The organism is Streptomyces sp. NPDC045778 (assembly GCF_056431945.1).
Genome location: NZ_JBWKJZ010000002.1, coordinates 348,507 through 372,210 on the forward strand (window position 1 = coordinate 348,507; position 23,704 = coordinate 372,210).

The following is a 23,704-nucleotide window of genomic DNA, read 5'->3' on the forward strand; positions in this document are numbered from 1 at the left end:
CCGCTCAGCCTAACCAGGCCCTCGGGCCCTGTGCCGTCCTCTTCGCAGGTCGGTGGGCGTAGGCCCCCGCGGGCCCGCCCGGTGCCCCGCGCCCTGTGCCGGTGGCCCGCCCCCCGGCAGGGAGCGGGCCACCAGAGCCTCGGCGGGGCCTAGAACGCGGCCTCGTCCAGCTCCATCAGGTCCAGGCCCACGCCCTCGGCGAGGGCGCGCTGGGTGGCGACGCCCGGCAGGACGTTCGCCGCGAAGAACCTGGCCGCGGCGATCTTGCCCTGGTAGAAGGGCACGTCCTTCGCGGAGGCGGTCGCCAGCTTCTCCGCGGCCACGGCGGCGCCGCGCAGGAGCAGATAGCCCACGACGACGTCACCGGAGGCGAGCAGCAGGCGGGTGGTGTTGAGCCCGACCTTGTAGATCGACTTGACGTCCTGCTCGGTGGCCGCGAGGTCGGTCAGCATGACGCCGACCATGGCCTCCAGCTCGACCGCGGCCTTGGCCAGCTCCTCGCGGGCGCCGGCCAGCTCCTCGCCGCCGGTGCCGAGGGCGAGGAACTTCTTGATGTCCTCGGCCAGGCCGTTGAGCGCGGCGCCCTGGTTGCGGACGATCTTCCGGAAGAAGAAGTCCTGGCCCTGGATCGCGGTCGTGCCCTCGTAGAGCGTGTCGATCTTGGCGTCGCGGATGTACTGCTCGATCGGGTACTCCTGCAAGTAGCCCGAGCCGCCGAAGGTCTGGAGCGACTGGGCCAGCTGCTCGTAGGCCTTCTCGGAGCCGTAGCCCTTGACGATGGGGAGCAGCAGGTCGTTCAGCGCGTGGAGGGTGGTGGCGTCCTCGCCGGCCGCCTCCTTGACCGCGATCTCGTCCTGGACGGCGGCGGTGTGCAGGACCAGGGCGCGCATGCCCTCCGCGTACGCCTTCTGCGTCATGAGCGAGCGGCGCACGTCCGGGTGGTGGGTGATCGTCACCTTGGGCGCGCTCTTGTCCATGAACTGGGCCAGGTCGGGGCCCTGGACGCGCTCCTTGGCGTACTCCAGGGCGTTGAGGTAGCCCGTGGAGAGGGTGGAGATCGCCTTCGTGCCGACCATCATGCGGGCGAACTCGATGATGCGGAACATCTGGCGGATGCCGTCGTGCTTGTCGCCGATCAGCCAGCCCTTGGCGGGGTGCTGGTCGCCGAACGTCATCTCGCAGGTGTTGGACGCCTTGAGGCCCATCTTGTGCTCGACGTTCGTCGCGTACACGCCGTTGCGGGCGCCCAGCTCGCCGGTCTCGAAGTCGAACTCGTACTTCGGGACGAGGAAGAGGGACAGGCCCTTGGTGCCGGGGCCCGCGCCCTCGGGGCGGGCGAGGACGTAGTGGAGGATGTTCTCCGACATGTCGTGCTCGCCCGACGTGATGAAGCGCTTCACGCCCTCGATGTGCCAGGAGCCGTCCTCCTGCTGCACGGCCTTGGTGCGGCCCGCGCCCACGTCCGAGCCGGCGTCCGGCTCGGTGAGGACCATCGTCGAGCCCCACTGCTTCTCGACGGCGACCTGGGCGATCTTCTTCTGGACGTCATTGCCCTCCTCGAAGAGGATCCCGGCGAACGCCGGGCCCGAGGAGTACATCCAGATCGCCGGGTTCGAGCCGAGCAGCAGCTCCGCGTACGCCCAGATCAGGGAGCGGGGCGAGGTGGTGCCGCCGATCTCCTCGGGCAGGCCGAGGCGCCAGTACTCGGAGTCCATGAAGGCCTGGTAGCTCTTCTTGAAGGACGCCGGGACGGGGGCGGTGTTGGTCTCCGGGTCGAACACCGGAGGGTTGCGGTCGGCGTCCTCGAAGGAAGCCGCCAGCTCGTTCTCCGCGAGGCGGGCCAGCTCGCTGAGGATGCTCTTGGCGGTCTCGACGTCCATCTCCGCGAACGGGCCGGTGCCGTACAGCTTGTCGCGGCCGAGCACCTCGAAGAGGTTGAACTCGATGTCGCGGAGATTCGACTTGTAGTGCCCCATGGCGACGGCTCCGTAGTGGCTTGGGAGGCGGGGACCTCGTAGGCGTACCAGTAAGTAGCTTGTGGTCTTAAATGATGCTACCCGTCGGTAATAAGAGGCAACCCCTGAGCGGCCAAGTGTGAGCTGGGTCTACTTCTCCGGGGTCCGGTGCGCGGGCAGATCGTCCAGGAAGGCCGATATCAGCCGCTGCCACTGCGCGGGATCCTCGGCGAAGGGGAGGTGGCCCGTGGTGAGGTCCGCCGTGCGGGCGCCCGCGATGCCCGCCGCCACCTCGCGCTGGAGCGCGGGCGGGATCAGCTGGTCCTCGGTCGTGGTGATCACCAGTGTGGGCGCCGTGATCCGCGCCAGGTCGGCGCGCACGTCGGCCCTGGCCACCAGGTCCACGTGGTCCGCCGAGCCCTCAGGGACCGTCTCGGCCGTGCCCCGCACGGCCGCCTCCAGGTCCTCGCCGGACAGGGACTCCAGGGCCGCGGGGCTCAGTGCGAGCGGCAGCAGGAAGCGGGCGAGGGTGTCCCGGTCACCGGACGCGGCGAGGCTCCGCCAGACCTCGGCCGTGAGCCGCGTGCGGGTGTCCGTGCGGGCGAAGGGGGCCGTCAGGGCCAGCGCCGTCACCCGCTCCGGGTGCCGCGCCGCCAGTCGCACCGCCACAGCCGTGCCCAGCGAATAGCCCACCGCCGCGAAGGTCTCCAGGCCCTCGGCGTCCGCCGCCGCGACCAGCTCGTCCGCGAGCGCGTCCAGGGTCAGCGGGGTCCGCGTCCGGGGGGTCGCGCCCGTGCCCGGATAGTCGACTCCGACGACTCGGCGCTTCGGTGTCAACGCGTCGATCACGGGGCCGTAGTTGGCCGCGATCGAGCCGCCCGCGCCGTGGGCGAGCAGCACTCCGGGGCCGGTGCCCGCGGCCGTGCGCGCGAACGTCGCGCCGGGTGTGGGGCGCGCGGTCGCGGTCGCGGCCGGCGCAGCCGTCGCTGAGGTCGGCGTCTGCGGGTGTGCGGGCATGGGGGTCCCCCTTCGGTCCCGGCGGCCACGACTATCTGTAGCTGCCACTACAGAAACCGTAGCCGAGCCGCCGCGCCATTGTCTAGTGGTCGTTAGAGAAAGTTTCCGGCGGGCCGCCACGCCGCTCTCGGTAGGCTGGGGGCATGTACGGCTACGACCAACACGCCGGTGTCGGCCAGGGGTACGCCCCGCCGCAGCAGCCGCAGCAGCACGCGCAGCAGATGCCCGGTGGTTACGGCCAGCAGCCCCCGCTGTACCCCGAGCCCTCGCCGCCCTCCCTCGCGGACGCGGTGCGCGCGTTCACCACGGGCTCGATGTCCGCCGAGGACTTCCAGCAGATCTTCGCGACCTCGAAGGTCTACTGCCCGCGCGGCGACAACCCGGGCTTCCTCGCGCTGCACAACACCCAGCAGCCGGTCATCCCGATGTTCACCTCCCTCAAGGAGCTGCGCCGTTACGCAGGCAAGGACTCCAAGTACTTCGTCATCACCGGCGCCGAGGTGATCGACCTCCTGCCGACGGGGTACGGCTTCGTCCTGGACATGGAGGGCGAGCACCGCATGGTGTTCGACGCGAAGGCCGTCGAGCAGATGGTGGACTTCGCGATGCGCCGCATGTACGGCTGACCGTCCCTCAGGCCCGGGGCGCCGTCAGACGTGGCGGACCTTGCCGCGGTGGCCCACATGGACCGTGCGTACGCCGAGCAGGCCGAGGAGCGGTACCTCCGCGGTGCGCTGGCCGGGGGCGACGATCAGGCCGGTCCTGCGGATGTGGCCGAGGAGCAGCTCGGCGAGCGGCATGACCAGGTGGCGGCCCCAGCAGCGCTCGCTGACGTGGCCGAACGGCAGGTAGCCGGGGGTGTCGTCGGGGTCGAGGGTGTCCCAGCGCTCGGGGCGGAACTCGTCCGGGGCGTCCCAGAGGGCCGGGTCGCGGTGGGTGAGCAGCGGCAGCATCAGGATGTCGTCGCCGCGGCCTATCCGGTCGTCGATCGCCGGGTACTCGGGCGACCGGTTGCGCAGCAGGTTCCACGACGGGGGCAGCAGCCGCATCGCCTCGTACAGCACGGCGCGGTCCGACGCGGAGTCGTCGAAGGGGGAGCCGAGCCACAGGGCGTTGGCGACGAGGGTGGAGACGGTGAAGCAGACCGGCGCCGCGGCGCGGCGGTACATGCCCATGGCGTAGCGCCGGTCCTGGTAGGTCTCCGCTTCCGCGACGAGGTTCGCCAGCTGGGTCAGGTGCGGTCCGGGCCGCGGGCGGCGCGGCAGGGCGGCGCCGGTCACGATCGTGGTCCAGGTGACCTTGGTGTCGATCTCCAGGAGCCGGGACATCAGGACGCGCAGGCGCCACGGGTCGTCGCGCAGGACCAGGTCGCGCAGGAAGCGGTGCCCGGTGATCGGCCACGGCCCGGACAGGTCCGTGCCCGCGGGGAGCGGGTCGGGGCCGTCCAGGGCGGCACGGACGTCCCGCCCGACGGTCCGCATCACCGACGCGGCCTCGGCCTTGGAGATGGAGCGGCCGTGCAGGGGCTTGAAGGTGGGGCGCTCGGTCTCGGTCGCCCGGCGCGCGGCCAGGATGCGGTCGGACAGCTCCGCGCCGGGCACACCGATCGTGTCGGGTTCCAGCCGTACGAGGTCCTTGCCGGTGTGCTCGTCGAGCAGGGCCTGGAGCCGTGGCGCGAAAAGGGTGGTGCGGCGAATTCGCGACGATGGCCGGGCCGGGCCCGATGTGTTTCTCGGTCCGCCGGTTCCACGCGACGTGCCGTTTTCTGAATTCTTTACGGTGCCTGCGTTCCCTGCCTTTTGGTCCTGCTGCTTCTGGGGCTGTTCTGTGGCTGACATGCGGAGGTCTCCGGAATGAAGGGCCCGCGCGCGGCGGAACGGAAGTGGACCGGCTCCTGTGCCGTGCGCGGGCCCGCGGGCCCGAAGGCCGGTACCGGACGTGCTGGGTGGTCCGGGCCCCGGGGCACCAGGGCGCTCAGTACCAGATGTACCAGGCGGACTGCTTCAGACTGGGCTCGCTCTTCTTCGTGGCGGCCTTGAGGGCCTGGATGAGCTTAGCCATGTAAAACCCCTCCCTCCATGCGTTATCGGTACGTGGAACAAAGGTTTAGGAGCGGCAATTCACGGCGCCCCAAGGGTTACCGGGAAATGCGCTCCAGTTGTTACGTGGTGAGTGAATCGGTCTGTGCCGCGCATTGTCAATGGGTTGTTCTTCTTTCGGCGCGTCCCGGAGGGCTGTTATCTCCATATGCGGGATATGTGGGGACCGTGTGACGGGAGTGTGGGGAGGGGTGGCCGAAGGGGTGGGTGGCCGGCGGGGCGCGGGAGTGCCGGGGGCGCGTTTCGGTCAGGGGTCGTTCGGTGGGGCGGAGGGTGGGAATGCCGTCGGGCCGGGCCGCGTTCCAAGTGGCAGAAAGTTCTACGTTCAACTAACCTGAGCGTAAGAGGAGGTCCGAACCATGCCCGCAGTGACCGTTGAGAACCCGCTGACCCTGCCCCGCGTGACCGTGCCCGCAGACACCGCGGCCCGGCCCGTGCTCGCCGTGACGACCGCGCCGAGCGGCTTCGAGGGCGAAGGGTTCCCGGTGCGCCGGGCCTTCGCCGGGATCAACTACAAGCACCTCGACCCGTTCATCATGATGGACCAGATGGGCGAGGTGGAGTACGCGGCCGGAGAGCCCAAGGGCACGCCCTGGCACCCGCACCGCGGCTTCGAGACCGTGACGTACCTGATCGACGGCACGTTCGTGCACCAGGACTCCAACGGCGGTGGCGGCACCATCCAGAACGGCGACACCCAGTGGATGACGGCCGGCTCGGGCCTGCTCCACATCGAGGCGCCGCCGGAGTCCCTCGTCATGTCCGGCGGGCTCTTCCACGGGCTCCAGCTGTGGGTGAACCTGCCCGCGAAGGACAAGATGATGGACCCCCGCTACCAGGACATCCGCGGCGGCCAGGTGCGGCTGCTGACCTCGCAGGACGGGGGCGCGCTGCTCCGTGTCATCGCCGGTGACCTGGACGGGCACGAGGGGCCGGGGATCACGCACACCCCGATCACCATGGTCCACGCGACGGTGCGGCCGGGTGCCGAGGTCACGCTTCCCTGGCGGGAGGACTTCAACGGGCTCGCGTACGTCCTCGCCGGGCGCGGGACCGTGGGTGCCGAGCGGCGGCCCGTGCGGCTGGGGCAGACCGCGGTGTTCGGGGCCGGTGGGTCGCTCACCGTCCGGGCGGACGCCGAGCAGGACTCCCACACTCCGGATCTGGAGGTCGTCCTGCTGGGTGGGCAGCCGATCCGGGAGCCCATGGCGCACTACGGGCCGTTCGTGATGAACACGCGTGACGAGTTGCAGCAGGCGTTCGAGGACTTCCAGAAGGGGCGGCTGGGGTCCGTGCCCGCGGTCCACGGGATGTGACCTCCGGCTGGGCGCCTGCCCCCTGCCCGGGGCGGGTGCCCCCCTGCCCGGGGCGGGTGCCCCCTGCCCGGGGCGCGGGCCCTGCTGGACAGTTGCTCGGCGCCCGGGCTGTGCCCACCCGTTCCGCCCTCTGGGCGGACCAGCTGCCCACAGGAGGGGGACGACACCCAGGCGCGTCACTCCGCGTGCGGCGGTTGATGTGCCGTGTTCGGGTGGCAGGGTGTCCTCCCTTCTGCCTGAGGTGGTGCGGCGGCTGGCCGCCTGGTGTGTGGTCGCGCTGCTCGTCACGGGTGTCGCCGCCGTCGGGGTCTGGCTGTGCGTCGTCTTCAAGACGGCCGTCACCCCTGTACTGCTCGCGCTGCTCGGAACCGCGCTGCTCGGGCCGCTGTACCGGCGCCTGGTGCGGATGCGGGTGCAGCGGTCCCTCGCGGCGGGCCTGACGTGCGCGGCCGTGCTCGCGGTCGTCGGCGGGGCGACGTACATCGTGGTGAAGGCCCTGATCGACACCGGGGGCCAGATCGTGGACTCGCTGAAGAACGCGGCCCACGACCTGTCGAAGCACTTCGGCGCGGCCGGCACCTCCCTGGACGACCTGGCGTCCAACTCCAAGGACCTGCTGGGCAAGTTCGGCGGCACGGCGGCCTCCGGGGTGGTCAGCGGGCTGAGCGTGGTGGGCGAGATGATCGCGACCGCCGTTCTCGCGCTGCTGCTGGTGTTCTTCTTCCTGCGGGACTCCCACAAGGCGGCGAGCACGCTGCGGGCCCTCGTACCCGCGCACTCCGGGGACACCGCGGAGGCGATGGCGCGGCGGGCCTTCACGGCCGTCGAGGGGTTCATGCGCGGGACGACGTTCATCGCGCTCATCGACGCGGTGTGCATCACCGTCGGGCTGCTGGTCCTGCGCGTCCCGGGGGCATGGGGGCTCGGCGCCCTGGTGTTCGTCGGCGCCTACATCCCGTACCTGGGAGCGTTCCTGTCCGGCGCCATCGCCGTGCTCGTGGCGCTCGCCGACCGAGGCCTCGCCATCGCCCTGTGGGCGCTCGGCGTGGTGCTCGCGGTGCAGGTCCTCGAAGGGCACGTACTCCAGCCGATGATCCAGAGCCGGACCGTGCAGATGCACCCCGCGGTGGTGATGCTCGCGATCACCGCGGGTGCCTCCGTCGCCGGGATCATCGGCATGCTGCTCGCGGTGCCGCTGACGGCCGCGGCCTTCGGTGTGGTCAGCGAGTTGCGGGCCCGCTACGCCGAGAAGGCGGCCGCGGCCCCGGGGTCCTCGTCGGCCGAGGCGGAGCCTTCGTAGAGTTCGAACCAGATGCTCTTGCCCTCCCCGCGCGGGTCCACGCCCCAGCGGTGGGCGAGCAGGTCCATCAGGACCAGGCCGCGCCCGGAGGAGGCGAGTTCGCCGGGGTGCCGTTTGTGCGGCAGGTCGTCGCTGCTGTCGGTGACCTCCGCGCGCAGCCTGCGCGCGGGGCTCTCGCCGGTGACCTCGGCGACGAGGAGGGCGTCGCCGTCGGTGTGCACCAGGACGTTGGTGATCATCTCGGAGATGAGCAGGACGGCGGAGTCGACCTGGTCGTCGTCCGCCCAGTCGTGCAGCAGGTCCCGCAGATGCCCCCGGGCGCCCGCGACGCGCTCCGGCTCGGCCTGCGCGATGGTCAGCATCGTGCGGCGGATCCGGGCGCGCTCGTCGGGGCGCCCGGTGCGGCGCAGCAGCAGGACGGCGATGTCGTCCTCGCGGCGGTCGGCGAGCGGCCCCGTGGTGTGGTGCGACGAGGGGCCGTGCACCGCCTGGACGAGGGTGTCGGCGAGGGTCTCCAGGTCGTCGTCCGCCCCGGAGGGACGGGCCCTGCCCTCGTACTCGGGCCCCGCGGGCTCCGCGTACTCGGAGAACCCGTCGTAGTTCTCCAGGATGCGCCGGATCCTGGTCCAGCCGGTCTCCAGGTCGTGGCCGCCGGTCTCTATCAGGCCGTCGGTGCAGATCAGCATCGTGTCGCCGGCGTCGAGGACGAGGCGGGTCGTGGGGTAGTCCGCGTCCGGGTCGATGCCGAGGGGCAGGCCGCCCGCGATGGGCCGTTGCAGGACCGTTCCGTCGGACATGCGGATGACGGGCTCGGGGTGGCCCGCGCGGGCGATCTCCAGGAGGCCGGTCGCCGGATCGGCCTCTACGTAGAGGCACGTCGCGAAGCGCGGGTCCGTGGCCGCGTGGTCGGGGTCGTCCCGGGTGTCGGTGGACCCGTAGGTGATGCCGTCCGTGATGCCGGACAGGAAGCGGGTGGCGCGGGACAGGACCGCGTCCGGGCGGTGGCCCTCGGACGCGTACGCGCGCAGGGCGATGCGCAGCTGCCCCATCAGGCCCGCGGCCCGTACGTCGTGGCCCTGTACGTCGCCGATGACGAAGGCGATGCGGCCGCTGGGCAGCGGGATCATGTCGTACCAGTCGCCGCCGACCTGGAGGCCGCCGCCGGTCGGCACATAGCGCGCGGCGACGCTCATGCCCGGGATCTCCGGGCCCAGCGTCGGCATCATGGACCGCTGGAGGCCCTCGGTCAGCTCCCGCTCGGACTCGGCGACCCCGGCCCGCGACAGGGCCTGCGCCAGCATCCGGGCGACGGTCGTCAGGACCGAGCGCTCGTCCGGCGTGAACGAGACGGGGTAGGTGAACGCGGCCATCCAGGCACCCATCGTGCGCCCCGCCACGGTCAGCGGCAGGAACGCCCAGGACTGCCGTTTGAAGCGGGACGCCAGCGGCCACGTCGTCGGATAGCGGCGGCGGTACTCCTGCGGGGACGACAGATAGACCGCCCGGCCGGTGCGCAGCACCTCGGCGGCCGGGTAGTCGGTGTCCAGGGGCATGGCGGCGAGCGGATCGTCGTCCCCGTAGCCGTGGTGCCCGTGGTGGCCGACGACGGTGAGCCGGTCGCCGGTGGAGCCGAAGACGGCGAGGCCGTCCGGCGAGAACCCGGGCATCGACAGGCCCGCGGCCACCCGCAGGACCTCCTCCGTGGACCGCGCCTCGGCGAGCGCGCGCCCCGCGTCGAGCAGGAAGGCCTCCCGCGAGCGGCGCCAGTCGCCGGTGACGGGCGCGCGGGCGGCGGCGCCGGGGCCGGGTTCGGACACCTCCTGGAGGGTGCCGATCAGTTCGTACGCGTTCGACGAGGCGTCGTGGACGACCGGCTTGGTGCGGCTGCGGACCGTACGCAGGACGTGCCGGCCCTGCTCGTCCATGATCCGCAGCCGGGCCTCGGCGAGGGTGCCCTCGGCGACGGCGAGCTGCACGATGCCGTGGATCTCGTTCCAGTCGACCGGGTGGAAGCGGGAGCGCACGCCGACCTCGGTGGTGGTCTGGGCGCGCGGCGCGAGACCGAGCAGCCGGGCGGCCTCCGCGTCCAGGGTGACGGTGCCGCTCGCGTTGTCCCAGCGCCACAGGCCGGTGGCGATCGCGGTGAGTACGTCCTCCACAGGGGGCAGGGCGCCCTGGCCGGGCGGCAGGGAGGCGTCACCCCTCTGCTCGCGGGGCTCATCGGTGCGCATTGACTCACTGTAGGAACAGGTTCGGACCAGCCGCCACCGAGTGCCCGGCGCGGCTCCCCGGTGGTTCGCGCCCCGGCGAAGTGATCTTGTGCTGGACGGTAGCCTTGGCAGCTAGCCCCAGATCTCGAAAGAGTGGATGAACGACGATGCATCGGTACCGGTCCCACACGTGCGGTGAGCTGCGCGCCTCCGACGTCGGCACGGACGTCCGGCTGAGCGGCTGGCTGCACAATCGGCGCGACCTGGGCGGCATCCTCTTCATCGATCTCCGCGACCACTACGGCATCACGCAGCTCGTGGCCCGCCCCGGCACGGCCGCCGCCGAGGTCCTGGACAAGCTCTCCAAGGAGACGGTCGTCCGCGTCGACGGCAAGGTCGTCTCCCGCGGCGCGGACAACGTGAACCCGGAGCTGCCCACCGGCGAGATCGAGATCGAGGCCGCCGACGTCGAGGTGCTCGGCGCCGCGGCCCCGCTGCCCTTCACGATCAACGCGGAGGACGGGGTCAACGAGGAGCGCCGCCTGGAGTACCGCTTCCTCGACCTGCGCCGCGAGCGCATGCACCGCAACATCATGCTGCGCTCGGCCGTCATCGCCGCGATCCGCCACAAGATGGTGGCCCTCGGCTTCAACGAGATGGCGACGCCGATCCTCACCGCGACCTCCCCCGAGGGCGCGCGGGACTTCGTGGTCCCCTCCCGCCTGAACCCGGGCAAGTTCTACGCCCTGCCGCAGGCCCCGCAGCAGTTCAAGCAGCTGCTCATGATCTCCGGCTTCGACCGCTACTTCCAGATCGCGCCGTGCTTCCGCGACGAGGACGCGCGCGCGGACCGCTCGCCGGGCGAGTTCTACCAGCTCGACGTCGAGATGAGCTTCGTGGAGCAGGAAGACGTCTTCCAGCCCATCGAGAAGCTGATGACCGAGCTGTTCACGGAGTTCGGCGGCGGTCGCGAGGTCACCTCGCCGTTCCCGCGCATCCCGTTCCGCGAGTCCATGCTGAAGTACGGCAACGACAAGCCGGACCTGCGCGCCAAGCTCGAGCTGGTGGACATCACCGACGTCTTCGAGGGCTCGGAGTTCAAGGCCTTCGCGGGCAAGCACGTGCGCGCCCTGCCGGTGCCGGACACGGCCGGGCAGTCCCGCAAGTTCTTCGACGGCCTCGGCGAGTACGCGGTCGAGCACGGCGCCAAGGGCCTTGCCTGGATCCGCGTCGGCGAGGACGGCGCCTTCGCGGGCCCGATCGCCAAGTTCCTCACCGAGGCGAACGTGGCGGAGCTGACCAAGCGCCTCGGCCTGGAGGCCGGCCACGCCGTGTTCTTCGGCGCGGGCGAGTTCGACGAGGTCTCCAAGATCATGGGCGCGGTCCGCGTCGAGGCCGCCAAGCGCGCGGGCCACTTCGAGGAGAACGTCTTCCGGTTCTGCTGGATCGTCGACTTCCCGATGTACGAGAAGGACGAGGAGACCGGCAAGATCGACTTCTCGCACAACCCCTTCTCGATGCCCCAGGGCGGCATGAAGGACCTTCAGGAGAAGGACCCGCTGGACATCCTCGCCTGGCAGTACGACATCGTCTGCAACGGCATCGAGCTGTCCTCCGGCGCCATCCGGAACCACGAGCCCGAGGTCATGCTGAAGGCCTTCGAGATCGCCGGTTACGCCGCGGAGACCGTCGAGCAGGAGTTCGCGGGCATGCTGCGCGCCTTCCGCCTCGGCGCCCCGCCGCACGGTGGCATCGCCCCGGGCGTCGACCGCATCGTCATGCTCCTCGCGGACGAGCCGAACATCCGCGAGACCATCGCCTTCCCGCTCAACGGCAACGCCCAGGACCTCATGATGGGCGCGCCCACGGTCCTGGAGGAGGCGCGGCTCAAGGAGCTGAACATCGCCCTGCGCAAGGCTCCCGCCAAGGGTGAGCAGGCCGAGAAGTAGGCCTCCGGCCTCCAGCCTCCGGCTTCGCGTGAAGGGCCCGGGACCAGGCGGTTCCGGGCCCTTCGGCGTTACAGTACGCATGTACCGTTGCCCGCGCCGTCCAGGAGGAGCCATGGCCGCCGCCGAGCCCCGGCGCCGTGATCCCGCGCGGCGCATCGAGGAGATCGCCGCCGCCACCGAGCGCGTCATCGCCGAGCGCGGCGTCGAAGGGCTCACGCACCGGGCCGTCGCCGCCGAGGCGGGCGTGCCGCTCGGCGCGACGACGTACCACTTCGCCACGAAGGACGACCTGATCGCGGCGGCCCTGCGGCGGTCCGTCGACCGGTTCGCCGCCTACCTCGACGAGTGGGTCGCGCGCCGGCCCGAGCTGACGCCCGAGCAGCACGCCGTGCTCCTCGCCGACGCGGTCCTGCCGCCGCTCGCGGGGCCCGAGCGGGCCCAGCAGGTCGTGGACCTGGAGCTGTACCTCGCCGCGCTGCGCAGGCCCGCGCTGCGCCACATCGCCGAGGAGCACCAGGGGCACATCCTGCGCGCCCTGACCCACTACACGGACCCGGACACCGCCGCCGCCGCGGGAGCCGCGCTCATGGGGATCAGCCTGCGCTCCCTCGCCTCGCGGACCCCTCCCGGCCGCGCCGAGGTCGAGGCGATCCTGCGCCGCATCCTCACCCCGAACCCGGCGCTCGGCGGCGCCTGACGGCCAATCGTGACGCGGCGGGGTCTCCTCAACACCCCGGTCAAGGCCTTACCCTGACGGTCCGTTACGTGGCGCGGGTGCGGGACGGAACCGTGACGCTTCGGGGGGCCGGTGTCCGACGACCTGGGATTCGGCAAGCTGCTGGACGACGACGGCCTGGTCGCCCGGCTGCTCGGCAAGACCGCCAAGGGCCGGGGCCGCCCGCTCCTGTACGGGCCCGATCTGCCGGTCGTGCTCCTCACCGGCGGCCCCGGCATGGGCAAGGGGCGGCTGCTGCGCTGCGTACGCGACGAGTTCGGCCGCTACGTCCCGGCCGCGCACGTCGACTGCGCGGCGCCCGTGTTCCGCGAGGCCGCCGGCCAACGGCTCACCACCCGCTCGGAGGCCACCGAGGCGCTGCGGGAGCTGGCGGTCCAGTTCGGCGCGTGGAGCGGCGACGGCGGGGCGATCGGCGTGCCGCGCCTGTACGCGGGCCTGGTGGCGGTCGCCGCCGGTGACGCCCTGGCCAACCCGGCCGACGGCCTGGGCGAGGTGCGCAGGTACGACGACCTGCTGCCGCGGGGCTCGTTCTGGGGCGGCGTGCTGCACCGCGCCTTCCGCGCCTACCTGGCCGCGCTCGGCACGCTCCTCGTCGCCCAGCCGCTGGCCACACCGCTGATCACCGCCATCCTCGACGAACTCTTCGAGCGGACCTCGTCCGAGGGCAAGGCCGCCCTTGAGGCCTGCTACGGCTCCTACTCGGGCGCGGCCGGGCACCCCCGGCTCGGCCTGCACGCGCTGAGCGTCGACTTCCAGCAGGGCGGCGACGCCCGCGCCAACGCGGAGAGCTTCCTCTTCCGGGCCCTGCGCGAGGACGTGGAGGCCGCGTACACCTCCGTACGGGGCCGGATGGCCCGCGCCGGGCGGCCCGTCGTCCTGCTCGACCACGCCGACAACAGCGTGGGCCGCCGCCTGCTCCGGTCCGTCCTGCTCGACCGCGAGAGCGGCCACCACGACCGCGTGGTCGTCCTCGCCACCGCGCGCCGCGCGGACGGGGGCCGCTTCCTGTACCGCTTCCCCGACGCGCCGGACGGGGCCGCGGACGCCCCGGCCGTCTGGGGCCCGGCCGACGGCGGCCTGCCCGCCTGGACCCGAAGACCGGGCGGCGTCCCGGGCCTGGTCGCGCCCGCGCGCGGCGCGCTGCTCGTCCGGATGCCGCCGCTGACCGCCGAGCAGCAGAACCACGAACTGGCCCGGCTCCAGGGGCACGGCCACGACGCGGGCCATCCGCCGGGCGAGCACGCCGCGCGGCTGCGCGTGGAGAGCGCCGTGCACCGGCTCAGCGGCGGCCGCCCCTTGTTCGTCACGCGCCTGGGCGAGGCGGCGGCCGCGCTGCGCGTCACCGATCCGGCCGCGCTCACCGACTGGTCCCTCCTGGACGCGCCCGTGCGCTCCCGGGAGGCCGCCGACGCGCCGCCGAGGCCCGTCGCCGAGCTGCTCCTCGACGACCTCGTCCTGCGCCAGCTCCCCGAGGAGCTGCCGCCCGAGCAGCACGGCCACTGGCTGGACCTGCTCAGCCATCTGTCCCTCGCGCACACCGGGCCGTGCGCGCAGCGCCTGATCCGGGCCCGGCAGGGCGACCGGGACGAGCGCCTGTCCGCGTACCGCGTCGCCGAACTCCTCCAGGACAACGGCTGGCCGCACTGCCCGCGCCACTTCATCGGCGACCGCGGCCTGCGCCACCTGCTGATGCGGCGTCTGTACGGGATGACGGACGGGCCGGTGCGGCAGCGGGGCGCCATGTGGCGCGCCGACCACGCGCTGCTGCGCGACCACTTCGGGCCGCCGCCCCCGGACGCCGCCGACGAGCTGTTCGGCTCGGCCGCCGCGCACGCCGCCCACCACGACCTGGCCGCGGGCGGGGCCGCGCGGGCCGTCGACCATCTGACGCGGACGTTTCCCGGGCGTGATCCGCGCCGGGCCATGGCCGACTGGTGCGGGGAGCTGCTCGCCGTCGCGGGCGCGCCCTGCGAGGCGCCGCTCGCGGGCACGCCCGACGAACGGCACGCCCGCGCGCTCGGGGAGACCCCCGCGACCGGTGATGACGTACTGCGGCGCCGCGTGGACCGGCTGCTGCACGCCGTGTGGCTGTACGAGGACCGCACGGGCCCGGTGGACCCGGCGGTGACGGGCATCTGGCGGCAGCTGCTCGACCGGCTCGGCGACGAGCCGGTGCCGGGCATCGAGGTGCTGTCGCGCACGGCCGGGGAGTGGGCTCAGCGGGCCCGGGAGAGGCAGCCGTTGAAGCCGTGCGCGTGCACGCGGCACATCGGCTGACAGCCGGGCGTACGCCACGGGGTGACGCGGGAGAGGGGACGTCGGATGGCGGGGCGAAGGGGGCGGCGGTGCTGAACTGGCTGTACCACCACGTGTGGGCCACGCGCCTGAAGAAGGCCGTCACGATCCTGGTCGTGGCGGCCGTCGGGGTCGCCGTGGGCACCCTGGTGCCGACCGCAGTGGGCGGGCCCGACCACTGCGCCGACGGCGTGGAGAGGCACCGGGGCGAGTGCGTCGGCGTCAACGGCTCCGGCTACGACTTCGGCACGTCCGAGATCGGCAGGGTGAGCGCCGCGATCGACCGGGAGAACCGGCGGATCGACGGCGAGCCCCACGTCACCGTGGCGATGCTGCTGCCCCTCCAGCCGGAGTCGGCCGCCGAGCGCGCCCAGCTGCGCAGCGACGTCCAGGGCGCCTACCTCGCGCAGTACCGCGCGAACCGCGCCGAACAGAAGCCGCTGATCCGCCTGGTGCTCGCCAACCCCGGCCGGAACTACGCCCAGCAGGCCCGCGTCGTCGACGACCTGGCGCGGCTCGCGGACGACAAGAAGCACAACCTCCGCGCGGTGACCGGCTTCAACCTGAGCCTGCGGCACACCGTCGACGCCGTGGACCGGCTCACGAACGAGCTGCGCGTGCCCGTCCTCATCAGCCGGGCCAGCGCCGACGAACTCGCCAACGCCGAGCGGCGCGAGGGCAAGCCGCGCTTCCCGGGCCTCGCGCGGGTGATCCCCACCAACCGGCAGCAGGCGGCGGCGCTCGCCGCCTTCCACCACGGCCTTCGCGACGAGGAGACCGTCCTGGTCAAGGACATGCGCCCGGACGACATCTATGTGGAGTCCCTCGCGCGGGCGTTCAGCGCCGACGAGTCGGGCCCGGCGGGCGCGAAGGACCAGGTGTTCACCTCCCCCTCCCTCAACGACCCGGGCGAGACCGGCAACGACTTCTCGCTGATCGGCCACAACATCTGCCAGTCCCGGGCCAAGGTCGTCTACTTCGCGGGCCGCCCCGTGCACCTGCGCCTGTTCGCCCTGAAGCTCGCGGAGGTGCCGTGCAGGGGCAAGCGGTACACGGTGGTGAGCGGTTCGGGCGCGGCGACCCTGGACCGCTACATGAGCGACGCGGACTGGCGAAAGCTGCGCGGCGACGCCGGCACCGAGGAGCCCACCGTCACCGTGCAGTACACCGCGCCCGGACACCCCGAGGCCTGGACGCGGTCCCTGGCGTCGGCCAAGGGCCGGCCCGCGCATCTGACCGAGCCGCAGCGGGAGTTGGCCGAGCTGCGCGCGCTCACCGACCGGCAGGGAGCCGGGGACATCGGCCCCGTCCGCTACGACGACTCGCGCACGATGCTCGTGCACGACGGCGTACGCACCATCGCGCAGGCCGTCTTCCTCGCCAACGCCCGCTCCGCCGGGGCGGTGCCGCCCCGCGAGCGGGTCGCCGCCCAGTGGTCCCGACTTGAGTCCGCGCACCGGGTGGCCGGAACCAGCGGGTGGGTGTGCCTGACCAACGCGGGCAATCCCTACGACAAACCCGTGGCCGTGGTCGAACTCGACCCCCGCACCCGCAAGCTGAGGTTCGTGGGCCTCGGGTGGCCCGACGGGCGTGCCCAGCCGCGCGACTGCGTCGTGCCCAGCGGCTGACGCCTACGCGGCTCTCGTCGGGGAGTCCTCGTGGTCCGCGGCCTCCGCCGTCGCCCACTCCGTGACCAGGCGTTGATACTCACGTCGCTGGTCGGTGCTCAACCGCCCGCCGCAGCGCAGCCACAGCGCACGGATCTCCTCGTTCACCTCGTCCGCGGTGCGCCGGGGGCGCCGCGTGTCGGAAGCGGGATTCGTGGCCATGCTGTGAAGCGTACGTGCGCGGGCGTGAAGGCGGAGTGAGACCGGTCACGAAGTGATCAACAGCTCATCGACGGGGTAGAGATCAAGCCACTCGTGCGCGGCCCGCCCGGAGAGGCGGTCAGGCGGGGTCCTTCAGGAGTTCCACGAGCCTGCTGAAGCTGTCGGCGCCGTGCCCCGCGTCCGCGCCCAGCCGGAAGGCGTCCAGGACGGCCTGCGGGAACGCCGTGCTCACGCCCGCGTCCGCGTTCGTGTGGACGACGTGCTCCATGCTCGCGAGCCCCATCGAGATGCGGTCCACGTCCCCGGCGTGGTCACCCGCGTCGATGCGCGGCGCGTAGAAGTCGAGGAACTCGCCCATGCCCGCGAAGTTCTCCGCCGCGTACGGGGCGATGTCCCGCGCCGTCAGGCCGTGCCGGGAGGCGAGGGCGACGGCCTGCCAGTACGAGAGCATCGCGGGCCAGAAGATCACCATGTTCAGCTGGTACATGAGCGCGGCGAGGCCCGGGTCCTCGCCCCGGTAGTCGGTCTTGCCGGTGATCACTTCGAGGGCGGCGCGGTGCCGGTCGTACGCCTCGCGCGGCCCGCTGTAGAAGGTCGACATCTCCGGGCTTCCGATGCCCCGCGGCGGCGACAGCACCCCGCCCGTCAGATGGGTGCCGCCGAGCCCGGCCGTCCACTTCGCCGCCGCGCGCGCCTTCTCCGGGGTGTCGGAGCTGAGGTTCACCAGGACCCGGCCGGCGACCGCGGCCTCGGCGCCCTGGAGCGCGGTGTACATCGCGTCGTAGTCGATCAGGCTCAGCACCACCAGCTCATTGGCGCGCAGGGCCTCGTCGGGGGTGGCGGCGAGGCGGGCGCCCCGCTCGACCAGCGCGGCGGCGCGCGAGGGGGTGCGGTTCCACACCGTGACCTCGTAACCCCTGTCGAGGAACGCGCCCGCCATGGCCTGCCCCATCGGCCCGAGCCCCAGCACGGTCACGGACTGCGACATGACTGTCTCCTGTCTTCGCTGTTGAGTACCTCTAGAACGAACGCTCTATCCAGAGCCAGGAGTAACGTAACACAGCACTAGAACGAACGCTCTACTCAGAGGATGGGTAAGGTGGCGGGATGAGCATGTTCAGCGCGCCCCCCAGCACGCGCGAGCGGATCGTCGTGGTCGCCGCGCAGCTCATCCAGCGGCAGGGCTACGTCGGTACCGGCATCAAACAGATCGCCAAGGAGGCACAGGCCACGCTCGGCTCCGTCTACCACTTCTTCCCGGGTGGCAAGGAGGCCGTCGCGGTGGCCGCGATCAAGCACGGCGAGAAGGAGTTCGGCTGGCTGCTCCAGGACGCGCTCGACGCGGAGGACGACCCGGCCGCCGCCGTCGAGGCGTGCGCCGTGCGGCTCGCCGTCGCGCTGCGCGAGTCGGGCTGGACCGACGGCTGCCCCGTCACGGCCGCCGCCCTGGAGACCCTGGGCACGGACTCGGAGATCCAGCGGGTGTGCGGCGAGGCGCTGCGCGCCTGGGAGGCCGTCGTCGAGGGGAAGCTGCGGTCCTGCGGCTTCACGGAGCAGGACGCGCGCGAGGTGGCGACCACCGTCATCAGCACGCTGGAGGGCGCCGAGGTGACGGCGCAGGTCAGCCGCAGCGAGGAGCCCCTGCGGGCGGCGGGCCGGCAGCTGGCCCGGCTCGTCGGGACGTACCGGAGCTGACCACGACGAGAAGGGCCCGGAACGAAGTGTTCCGGGCCCTTCTCGTGTCTCTGCCGGGGGTGGCGGCTAGGCCTTCTTCGGCTCCTCCAGACGCGGGAAGAGCACCGCGCCCTTCGTCACCGTGGAGCCCGCGGGGAGCTGCCCCCACGCGCCCGCGTCCTGGACCTTCTGGTCCGCGAGCGCGCCCAGGGACGCCTCGGCGCCGAGGGAGTCCCAGAGCTTCTGGGAGGTGTCGGGCATGACGGGGTTGAGGAGCACGGCGACCGCGCGCAGGGACTCGGCGGCCGTGTACAGGATGGTCGCGAGGCGGGCCTTGCCCTGCTCGGACTCGTCCTTGGCCACCTTCCACGGCTCCTGCTCCGTGATGTAGCCGTTGACCTGCTTCACGAAGTCGAAGACGGCGAGGATGCCGCCCTGGAAGTCGAGGTCGTCGCCGATCTTCCGGTCGGCCGCGGCGACGGCCTTGGCGAGGCCCTCGTGCACCGCGGCCTCGGCCGGGCCGTCCGCGGTGGCGGCGGGCAGGGCGCCGCCGAAGTACTTGCCGACCATGGCGGCCACGCGGGACGCGAGGTTGCCGTAGTCGTTGGCCAGCTCGCTGGTGTAGCGGGCGGTGAAGTCCTCCCAGGAGAAGGAGCCGTCCTGGCCGAAGGCGATGGCGCGCAGGAAGTACCAGCGGTAGGCGTCGACGCCGAAGTGCGAGGTCAGGTCCTGCGGCTTGATGCCGGTGAGGTTGGACTTCGACATCTTCTCGCCGCCGACCATCAGCCAGCCGTTCGCGGCGATCTTGCCGGGCAGCGGGAGGCCCTGGGCCATCAGCATCGCGGGCCAGATGACCGCGTGGAAGCGGAGGATGTCCTTACCGACCAGGTGCACGTTCGCGGGGAAGGTCGCGTCGAACTTCGCCGGGTTCTCGTTGTACCCCACGGCCGTGGCGTAGTTGAGCAGCGCGTCGACCCACACGTAGATCACGTGCTTGTCGTCCCACGGGACCTTCACGCCCCAGTCGAACGTGGAGCGCGAGATCGACAGGTCCTGAAGGCCCTGCTTGACGAAATTCACGACCTCGTTGCGCGCGGACTCGGGCTGGATGAAGTCCGGGTGGGCGGCGTAGTGCTCAAGCAGCTTGTCGCCGTACTCGCTCAGCTTGAAGAAGTAGTTCTCCTCGCTGAGCAGCTCCACCGGCTTCTTGTGGATCGGGCAGAGCTTCTGGCCGTCGTACGCGCCCTCGCCGTCGAGCAGCTCGCCCGGGAGCTTGTACTCCTCGCAGCCGACGCAGTACGGGCCCTCGTAGCCGCCCTTGTAGATCTCGCCCTTGTCGTAGAGGTCCTGGACGAACTCCTGCACGCGGTCGGTGTGGCGCTTCTCCGTGGTGCGGATGAAATCGTCGTTCGCGATCTCCAGGTGCTCCCACAGGGGGCGCCAGGCCTCGGTGACGAGCTTGTCGCACCACTCCTGCGGCGTGACGCCGTTCGCCTCGGCCGTGCGCATGATCTTCTGACCGTGCTCGTCCGTGCCGGTGAGGTACCACACCTTCTCGCCGCGCTGCCGGTGCCAGCGCGTGAGCACGTCGCCTGCGACGGTCGTATAGGCGTGGCCCAGGTGAGGAGCGTCGTTTACGTAGTAGATGGGGGTCGAGACGTAGAACGCCTTCGCGCTCTCGTCCGCTCCCTGCTTCTCGGATCCAGTGGCCGCCATGGTCGAAATCCTAACGGCCCGACGAAGATCCACTCACCTCACGGCCGCGGGCGCCAGGCGGCCAGGAGGCCCTCGTAGAGCTGCTTGTCGGTGAGTTCCTTGGGGGTGGGGCCCGCGAGGAAGTGGGCGGCGTTGCCGGCCTTGAGGCGGCGCAGGTAGTCGAAGGCCTTGCTGTCCTCGTCGCCGAAGGCGACGAAGGAGAAGAACAGCGGATGCCGGGCGGCGTCCGCGAGGGCCTGGGTGGCGGGGCCCTTGGTGTCCGGGGCGCCGTCGGTCTGGAAGATCACGAGGGCGGGGCCCTCGTCGCCGTTCTTCTCGTAGTGGGCCACGACCTCCTCCACGGCGCGGTGGTAGCTGGTGCGGCCCATGCGGCCGCAGGCCGCGTGCAGCTCGTCGACGCGGTTCTCGTGGTCGGTGAGGGTGAGGGTGCCGGTGCCGTCGATGTCCGTGGAGAAGAAGACGACGTGGACGGTGGCGGTGGGGTCGAGGTGGGCGGCCAGGGCGAGGGTCTGGTCGGCGAGGGCCTGGGCGGAGCCGTCCTTGTAGTACGGGCGCATGGAGCCGGAGCGGTCGAGGACGAGGTAGACCTGGGCTCGGGTGCCCGTCAGGCCCCGCTTGCGCAGGGCCGCGCCGGCCGCCTTGTACGCCGGGGCGAGCCCCGGTGCCCGCGCCTTGAGCCTGGCCAGACTGAGCGCGGGCTTGGCGGGGGCTTCCTCCTGGGCTTCCGCCTCGGGCTCCTGCTCGACCGGGGCCTCTGCGGGCTCGGGCTCTTCCTCCGCCGGGGCTTCCACCTCGACGGCGGCCTCCGCCTCGGGCTCCTCTATGGGCGCGGGCTCCGCGGGGGTGGGCTCTGCTTCACGGTTGCTCGGCACCTCGGGCTGTGCCCACCCTTCCCCAAGCTCTCGGCTTCGCTCGAGCAGGGGGTGCCCCACTCGCCCCGCGGGACGATTGCCCACAGCGGTTTCGGGAACAGACGGCTGCTCGGGGGGAGCGGGTGTCGCCGTGGGGGCCGTGGTGGGTGCTTCCCCGTCATGGGCGGGTGGGTGGGAAAGTGGGGCCGGCTCGGAGGGGCGGACCGTTACGTTGTCGAAGGCTGCTGCTACGAGGTCTTCCGCGGGGGACGCCGGAGCCGGGACGGAGGCCTGGGGGGCGGCCGGGGCCGCAGGCTCGGGCTGGGGAGCGGGGGGCGCCGGATTGGCCCGGCCCCGCCGGAACGCGCTCCGCAGACGATCCAGAATGCCCATGTGCGCACCCCTAAATGTGAGTTCGGCGTGTGTGAGTCCCCGGCCGTCCCCCCGGCCCCAAGGACACGTAAGGGTATCCGCCGCCTCCCCGGCCGCACGGGCCCCCCGGGCCGACCCCAGGGGCCAGGCGCGGTTCACGCTCCGTTCACCCGCAGTCCCCCGTCCTGCTGGCCACCGCCCCTAGCCTCCAGCCGGACCGCTGTGAATCGAGTGAAAACAGCCACGTCGCAGCCCGTTTAAGCCATCCTGGAGGAACCCGTGCGCAAGCTGCTGCCCCTGATCACCTCGCACCCGGGCGGTGCCGGTGGCCGCTCCGCCATGACGTGCCGGTTCCGCTGCGGCGACGCCTGCTTCCACCCGGTGCCGAACACCAGCGACAACGAATACGTCGGCGACGTCATAGCCGGCGCCCTGAGCCGCCGCTCCGTGATGCGCGCGGCGGCCGTGGTGACCGTGGCCGCCTCGGCCGCGGGCGGCGTCGCCCTCGGCCCCGGCGCGGGCGAAGCCGCGGCCGCGACCCCGGCGGCGTACAAACCCAAGGGCGGCAAGGGCGCCCGCGGCCTGCGGTACACGCCCGTCGCGCCCAACACGGCCGACAAGGTCACCGTCCCCGATGGCTACCGCCAGAACGTCGTGATCCGCTGGGGCGAGCCCATCCTGCGCGGCGCCCCCGCCTTCGACGCGGCCAAGCAGACGGCCAAGGCCCAGGCCGGCCAGTTCGGCTACAACAACGACTTCCTCAGCCTGCTCCCGCTGCGCGGCGAGAGCGAGGAGCACGGCCGCCAGGTGCTCGTGGCCAACCACGAGTACACGGACGAAGTCCTGATGTTCAAGGGCTACGACGCCAAGAACCCGACCCGCGAGCAGGTCGAGATCGCCTGGGCCGCGCACGGCCTGTCCGTGGTCGTGGTCGACGGCGAGCGGAAGACGGGCGCGCTGCGCGCCGTGCCGCGCCACCGCCTCAACCGGCGCCTGACCGCCACCAGCAAGTTCCACCTCACCGGCCCCGCCGCCCGCAGCGAATTCGTCCGTACGAAGGCCGACCCGCGCGGTACCACCGTCCTCGGCACGCTCAACAACTGCTCCGGCGGCACCACCCCGTGGGGCACCACGCTGCACGGCGAGGAGAACTTCAACCAGTACTTCGCGCACGCGGACAAGGTCACCGACCCCACCCAGGCCGCGCGCCTGAAGCGCTACGGCGTCGTCGGCGGCGAGTCCGAGCGCAAGTGGGAGCGTTTCGACGACCGCTTCGACCTGACCAAGGAGCCGAACGAGCCGCACCGCTTCGGCTGGGTCGTCGAGCTGGACCCGTACGACCCGGACTCCGTGCCGCGCAAGCGGACCGCGCTCGGCCGCTTCAAGCACGAGGGCGCCCAGCCCCGGCTGACCCGCGACGGCCGCCCGGTGGTCTACATGGGCGACGACGAGCGGTTCGACTACGTGTACAAGTTCGTGAGCAGCAAGCGGATGGCGAAGGGGAACTCGCGCTGGGCGCGCGAGCACAACCTCACGCTGCTCGACGAGGGCACGCTGTACGTCGCCAAGTTCACGGGTGACTCCCCGGCCGGGGAGATCGACGGCACGGGCAAGCTCCCGGCCGACGGCGAGTTCGACGGCGGCGGCGAGTGGATCCCGCTGGCCACCGCGTACGCGGGCGGCAAGGCCGTCTCGCACGTGGAGGGCATGACCGCCGACGAGGTGTACGTCTTCACGCGGCTCGCCGGTGACAAGGTGGGGGCCACGAAGATGGACCGGCCCGAGGACATCGAGCCGTCCCCGAAGACCGGCAAGGTGTACGTCGCCCTGACGAACAACAGCGACCGCGGCAAGCCCGGCAAGGCCGGTGCCGACGAGGCCAACCCGCGCAACCTCAACAAGCACGGGCAGGTGCTCGAACTGACGGAGTCCCGCGACCGGCCGGAGGCCACGCGTTTCGCCTGGAACCTCTTCCTCGTCGCGGGCGACCCGAACGACCCGGCCACGTACTTCGCGGGCTTCCCCAAGGACAAGGTCAGCCCCATCTCCTGCCCGGACAACGTGGCCTTCGACCCGCACGGCAACCTGTGGATCTCCACCGACGGCAACCAGCTCGGCTCCCACGACGGCCTGTTCGGCGTGGCCACGAAGGGCGAGCGGCGCGGTGAGCTGAAGCAGTTCCTGACCATGCCGGCGGGCGCGGAGACCTGCGGCCCGCTCGTGCAGGAGCGGCGGGTGCTCGTCGCGGTGCAGCACCCGGGTGAAATCGACGGCGCGTCCGTCGAGAAGCCCGCGAGCGTCTGGCCCGACGGCCCCGGCAAGATCGTGCGCCCGGCGGTCGTGTCGGTGTGGCGCGCGAACGGTGACGACATCGGCGTCTGAGTA

The 23,704-nt window shown here is 72.0% G+C and carries 16 protein-coding genes and 1 pseudogene; 9 read left to right on the forward strand and 8 right to left on the reverse strand.

Translation table 11 applies throughout. The annotated features are described in order from the left end of the window. Window positions 1-149: 149 nt before the first annotated feature. Window positions 150-1,976 carry an acyl-CoA dehydrogenase gene (locus tag AC07GB_RS04300; RefSeq protein ID WP_478841677.1) on the reverse strand — a complete coding sequence of 609 codons (1,827 nt, stop codon included), beginning with the start codon at window positions 1,974-1,976 and terminating at the stop codon, window positions 150-152. 129 nt (window positions 1,977-2,105) lie between these two features. Then, window positions 2,106-2,972, reverse strand: a complete 867-nt coding sequence (locus AC07GB_RS04305; RefSeq protein ID WP_478841678.1) for an alpha/beta fold hydrolase — start codon at window positions 2,970-2,972, stop codon at window positions 2,106-2,108. A gap of 143 nt (window positions 2,973-3,115) precedes the next feature. Between AC07GB_RS04305 and AC07GB_RS04310 the strand changes: the two genes are divergently transcribed. Then, on the forward strand, window positions 3,116-3,598 hold the full coding sequence (locus AC07GB_RS04310) for an SseB family protein (RefSeq protein WP_478841679.1): 483 nt from the start codon (window positions 3,116-3,118) through the stop codon (window positions 3,596-3,598). A 24-nt stretch (window positions 3,599-3,622) separates the two neighbouring features. Here the strand turns inward: AC07GB_RS04310 and AC07GB_RS04315 are convergent, their stop codons facing one another. After that, window positions 3,623-4,669 carry a cytochrome P450 gene (locus AC07GB_RS04315; RefSeq protein ID WP_478841771.1) on the reverse strand — a complete coding sequence of 349 codons (1,047 nt, stop codon included), beginning with the start codon at window positions 4,667-4,669 and terminating at the stop codon, window positions 3,623-3,625. Window positions 4,670-5,430: 761 nt separating this feature from the next. On the opposite strand from AC07GB_RS04315, the gene AC07GB_RS04320 reads away from it, so the two are divergent. Next, the gene (locus AC07GB_RS04320) at window positions 5,431-6,387 is read left to right on the forward strand and encodes a pirin family protein (RefSeq protein WP_478841680.1); all 957 of its coding nucleotides are present in this window, start codon (window positions 5,431-5,433) and stop codon (window positions 6,385-6,387) included. A gap of 220 nt (window positions 6,388-6,607) precedes the next feature. Beyond that, window positions 6,608-7,687, forward strand: a complete 1,080-nt coding sequence (locus AC07GB_RS04325) for an AI-2E family transporter (protein WP_478841681.1) — start codon at window positions 6,608-6,610, stop codon at window positions 7,685-7,687. Here the strand turns inward: AC07GB_RS04325 and AC07GB_RS04330 are convergent. Continuing rightward, entirely contained in the window at window positions 7,627-9,918 is a 2,292-nt protein-coding gene (locus tag AC07GB_RS04330) for a SpoIIE family protein phosphatase (RefSeq protein ID WP_478841682.1), read from the reverse strand. The genes AC07GB_RS04325 and AC07GB_RS04330 overlap by 61 nt on opposite strands. A gap of 146 nt (window positions 9,919-10,064) precedes the next feature. On the opposite strand from AC07GB_RS04330, the gene aspS reads away from it, so the two are divergent. The 4 genes from aspS (at window position 10,065) to AC07GB_RS04350 (ending at window position 16,505) form a co-directional block, all read left to right on the forward strand. After that, window positions 10,065-11,846, forward strand: coding sequence for an aspartate--tRNA ligase (gene aspS / locus AC07GB_RS04335; RefSeq protein ID WP_478841683.1), 1,782 nt, complete (start codon window positions 10,065-10,067; stop codon window positions 11,844-11,846). A 112-nt stretch (window positions 11,847-11,958) separates the two neighbouring features. Beyond that, window positions 11,959-12,543, forward strand: coding sequence for a TetR/AcrR family transcriptional regulator (locus AC07GB_RS04340; RefSeq protein ID WP_478841684.1), 585 nt, complete (start codon window positions 11,959-11,961; stop codon window positions 12,541-12,543). Between the two features lie 111 nt (window positions 12,544-12,654). Further along, on the forward strand, window positions 12,655-14,859 hold the full coding sequence (locus AC07GB_RS04345; protein ID WP_478841685.1) for a DEAD/DEAH box helicase family protein: 2,205 nt from the start codon (window positions 12,655-12,657) through the stop codon (window positions 14,857-14,859). 68 nt (window positions 14,860-14,927) lie between these two features. Further along, window positions 14,928-16,505, forward strand: coding sequence for an ABC transporter substrate-binding protein (locus AC07GB_RS04350; protein ID WP_478841686.1), 1,578 nt, complete (start codon window positions 14,928-14,930; stop codon window positions 16,503-16,505). A gap of 3 nt (window positions 16,506-16,508) precedes the next feature. Here AC07GB_RS04350 and AC07GB_RS04355 read toward each other — a convergent pair whose 3' ends face one another. Both AC07GB_RS04355 and AC07GB_RS04360 read right to left on the reverse strand, forming a co-directional pair. Continuing rightward, window positions 16,509-16,706 (reverse strand): hypothetical protein, encoded by a 198-nt coding sequence (locus tag AC07GB_RS04355; protein WP_478841687.1) that lies wholly within the window; start codon window positions 16,704-16,706, stop codon window positions 16,509-16,511. A gap of 118 nt (window positions 16,707-16,824) precedes the next feature. Then, window positions 16,825-17,703, reverse strand: a pseudogene (locus AC07GB_RS04360) (NAD(P)-dependent oxidoreductase); the annotation flags it as partial. Window positions 17,704-17,813: 110 nt separating this feature from the next. On the opposite strand from AC07GB_RS04360, the gene AC07GB_RS04365 reads away from it, so the two are divergent. Further along, window positions 17,814-18,401: a TetR/AcrR family transcriptional regulator gene (locus tag AC07GB_RS04365; RefSeq protein ID WP_478841688.1), complete on the forward strand. Its 588-nt coding sequence runs from the start codon at window positions 17,814-17,816 to the stop codon at window positions 18,399-18,401. Between the two features lie 66 nt (window positions 18,402-18,467). Here the strand turns inward: AC07GB_RS04365 and metG are convergent, their stop codons facing one another. Together metG and AC07GB_RS04375 are read right to left on the reverse strand one after the other, a co-directional pair. Continuing rightward, complete coding sequence (metG, locus tag AC07GB_RS04370; protein ID WP_478841689.1) at window positions 18,468-20,096, reverse strand: methionine--tRNA ligase; 1,629 nt, start codon at window positions 20,094-20,096, stop codon at window positions 18,468-18,470. 38 nt (window positions 20,097-20,134) lie between these two features. After that, window positions 20,135-20,968 (reverse strand): VWA domain-containing protein, encoded by an 834-nt coding sequence (locus AC07GB_RS04375; protein WP_478841690.1) that lies wholly within the window; start codon window positions 20,966-20,968, stop codon window positions 20,135-20,137. A gap of 630 nt (window positions 20,969-21,598) precedes the next feature. Here AC07GB_RS04375 and AC07GB_RS04380 point away from each other — a divergent pair. After that, window positions 21,599-23,701, forward strand: a complete 2,103-nt coding sequence (locus AC07GB_RS04380) for a PhoX family protein (protein WP_478841691.1) — start codon at window positions 21,599-21,601, stop codon at window positions 23,699-23,701. Window positions 23,702-23,704 lie beyond the last annotated feature (3 nt).

Bases quoted from the DNA above. Each gene is read 5' to 3' on its own strand.
- AC07GB_RS04340 (WP_478841684.1), top strand. From the start codon at position 11,959: ATGGCCGCCGCCGAGCCCCGGCGCCGTGATCCCGCGCGGCGCATCGAG.
- metG (WP_478841689.1), bottom strand. From the start codon at position 20,096: ATGGCGGCCACTGGATCCGAGAAGCAGGGAGCGGACGAGAGCGCGAAG.
- aspS (WP_478841683.1), top strand. From the start codon at position 10,065: ATGCATCGGTACCGGTCCCACACGTGCGGTGAGCTGCGCGCCTCCGAC.
- AC07GB_RS04320 (WP_478841680.1), top strand. From the start codon at position 5,431: ATGCCCGCAGTGACCGTTGAGAACCCGCTGACCCTGCCCCGCGTGACC.
- AC07GB_RS04305 (WP_478841678.1), bottom strand. From the start codon at position 2,972: ATGCCCGCACACCCGCAGACGCCGACCTCAGCGACGGCTGCGCCGGCC.
- AC07GB_RS04310 (WP_478841679.1), top strand. From the start codon at position 3,116: ATGTACGGCTACGACCAACACGCCGGTGTCGGCCAGGGGTACGCCCCG.
- AC07GB_RS04365 (WP_478841688.1), top strand. From the start codon at position 17,814: ATGAGCATGTTCAGCGCGCCCCCCAGCACGCGCGAGCGGATCGTCGTG.
- AC07GB_RS04355 (WP_478841687.1), bottom strand. From the start codon at position 16,706: ATGGCCACGAATCCCGCTTCCGACACGCGGCGCCCCCGGCGCACCGCG.
- AC07GB_RS04330 (WP_478841682.1), bottom strand. From the start codon at position 9,918: ATGCGCACCGATGAGCCCCGCGAGCAGAGGGGTGACGCCTCCCTGCCG.
- AC07GB_RS04300 (WP_478841677.1), bottom strand. From the start codon at position 1,976: ATGGGGCACTACAAGTCGAATCTCCGCGACATCGAGTTCAACCTCTTC.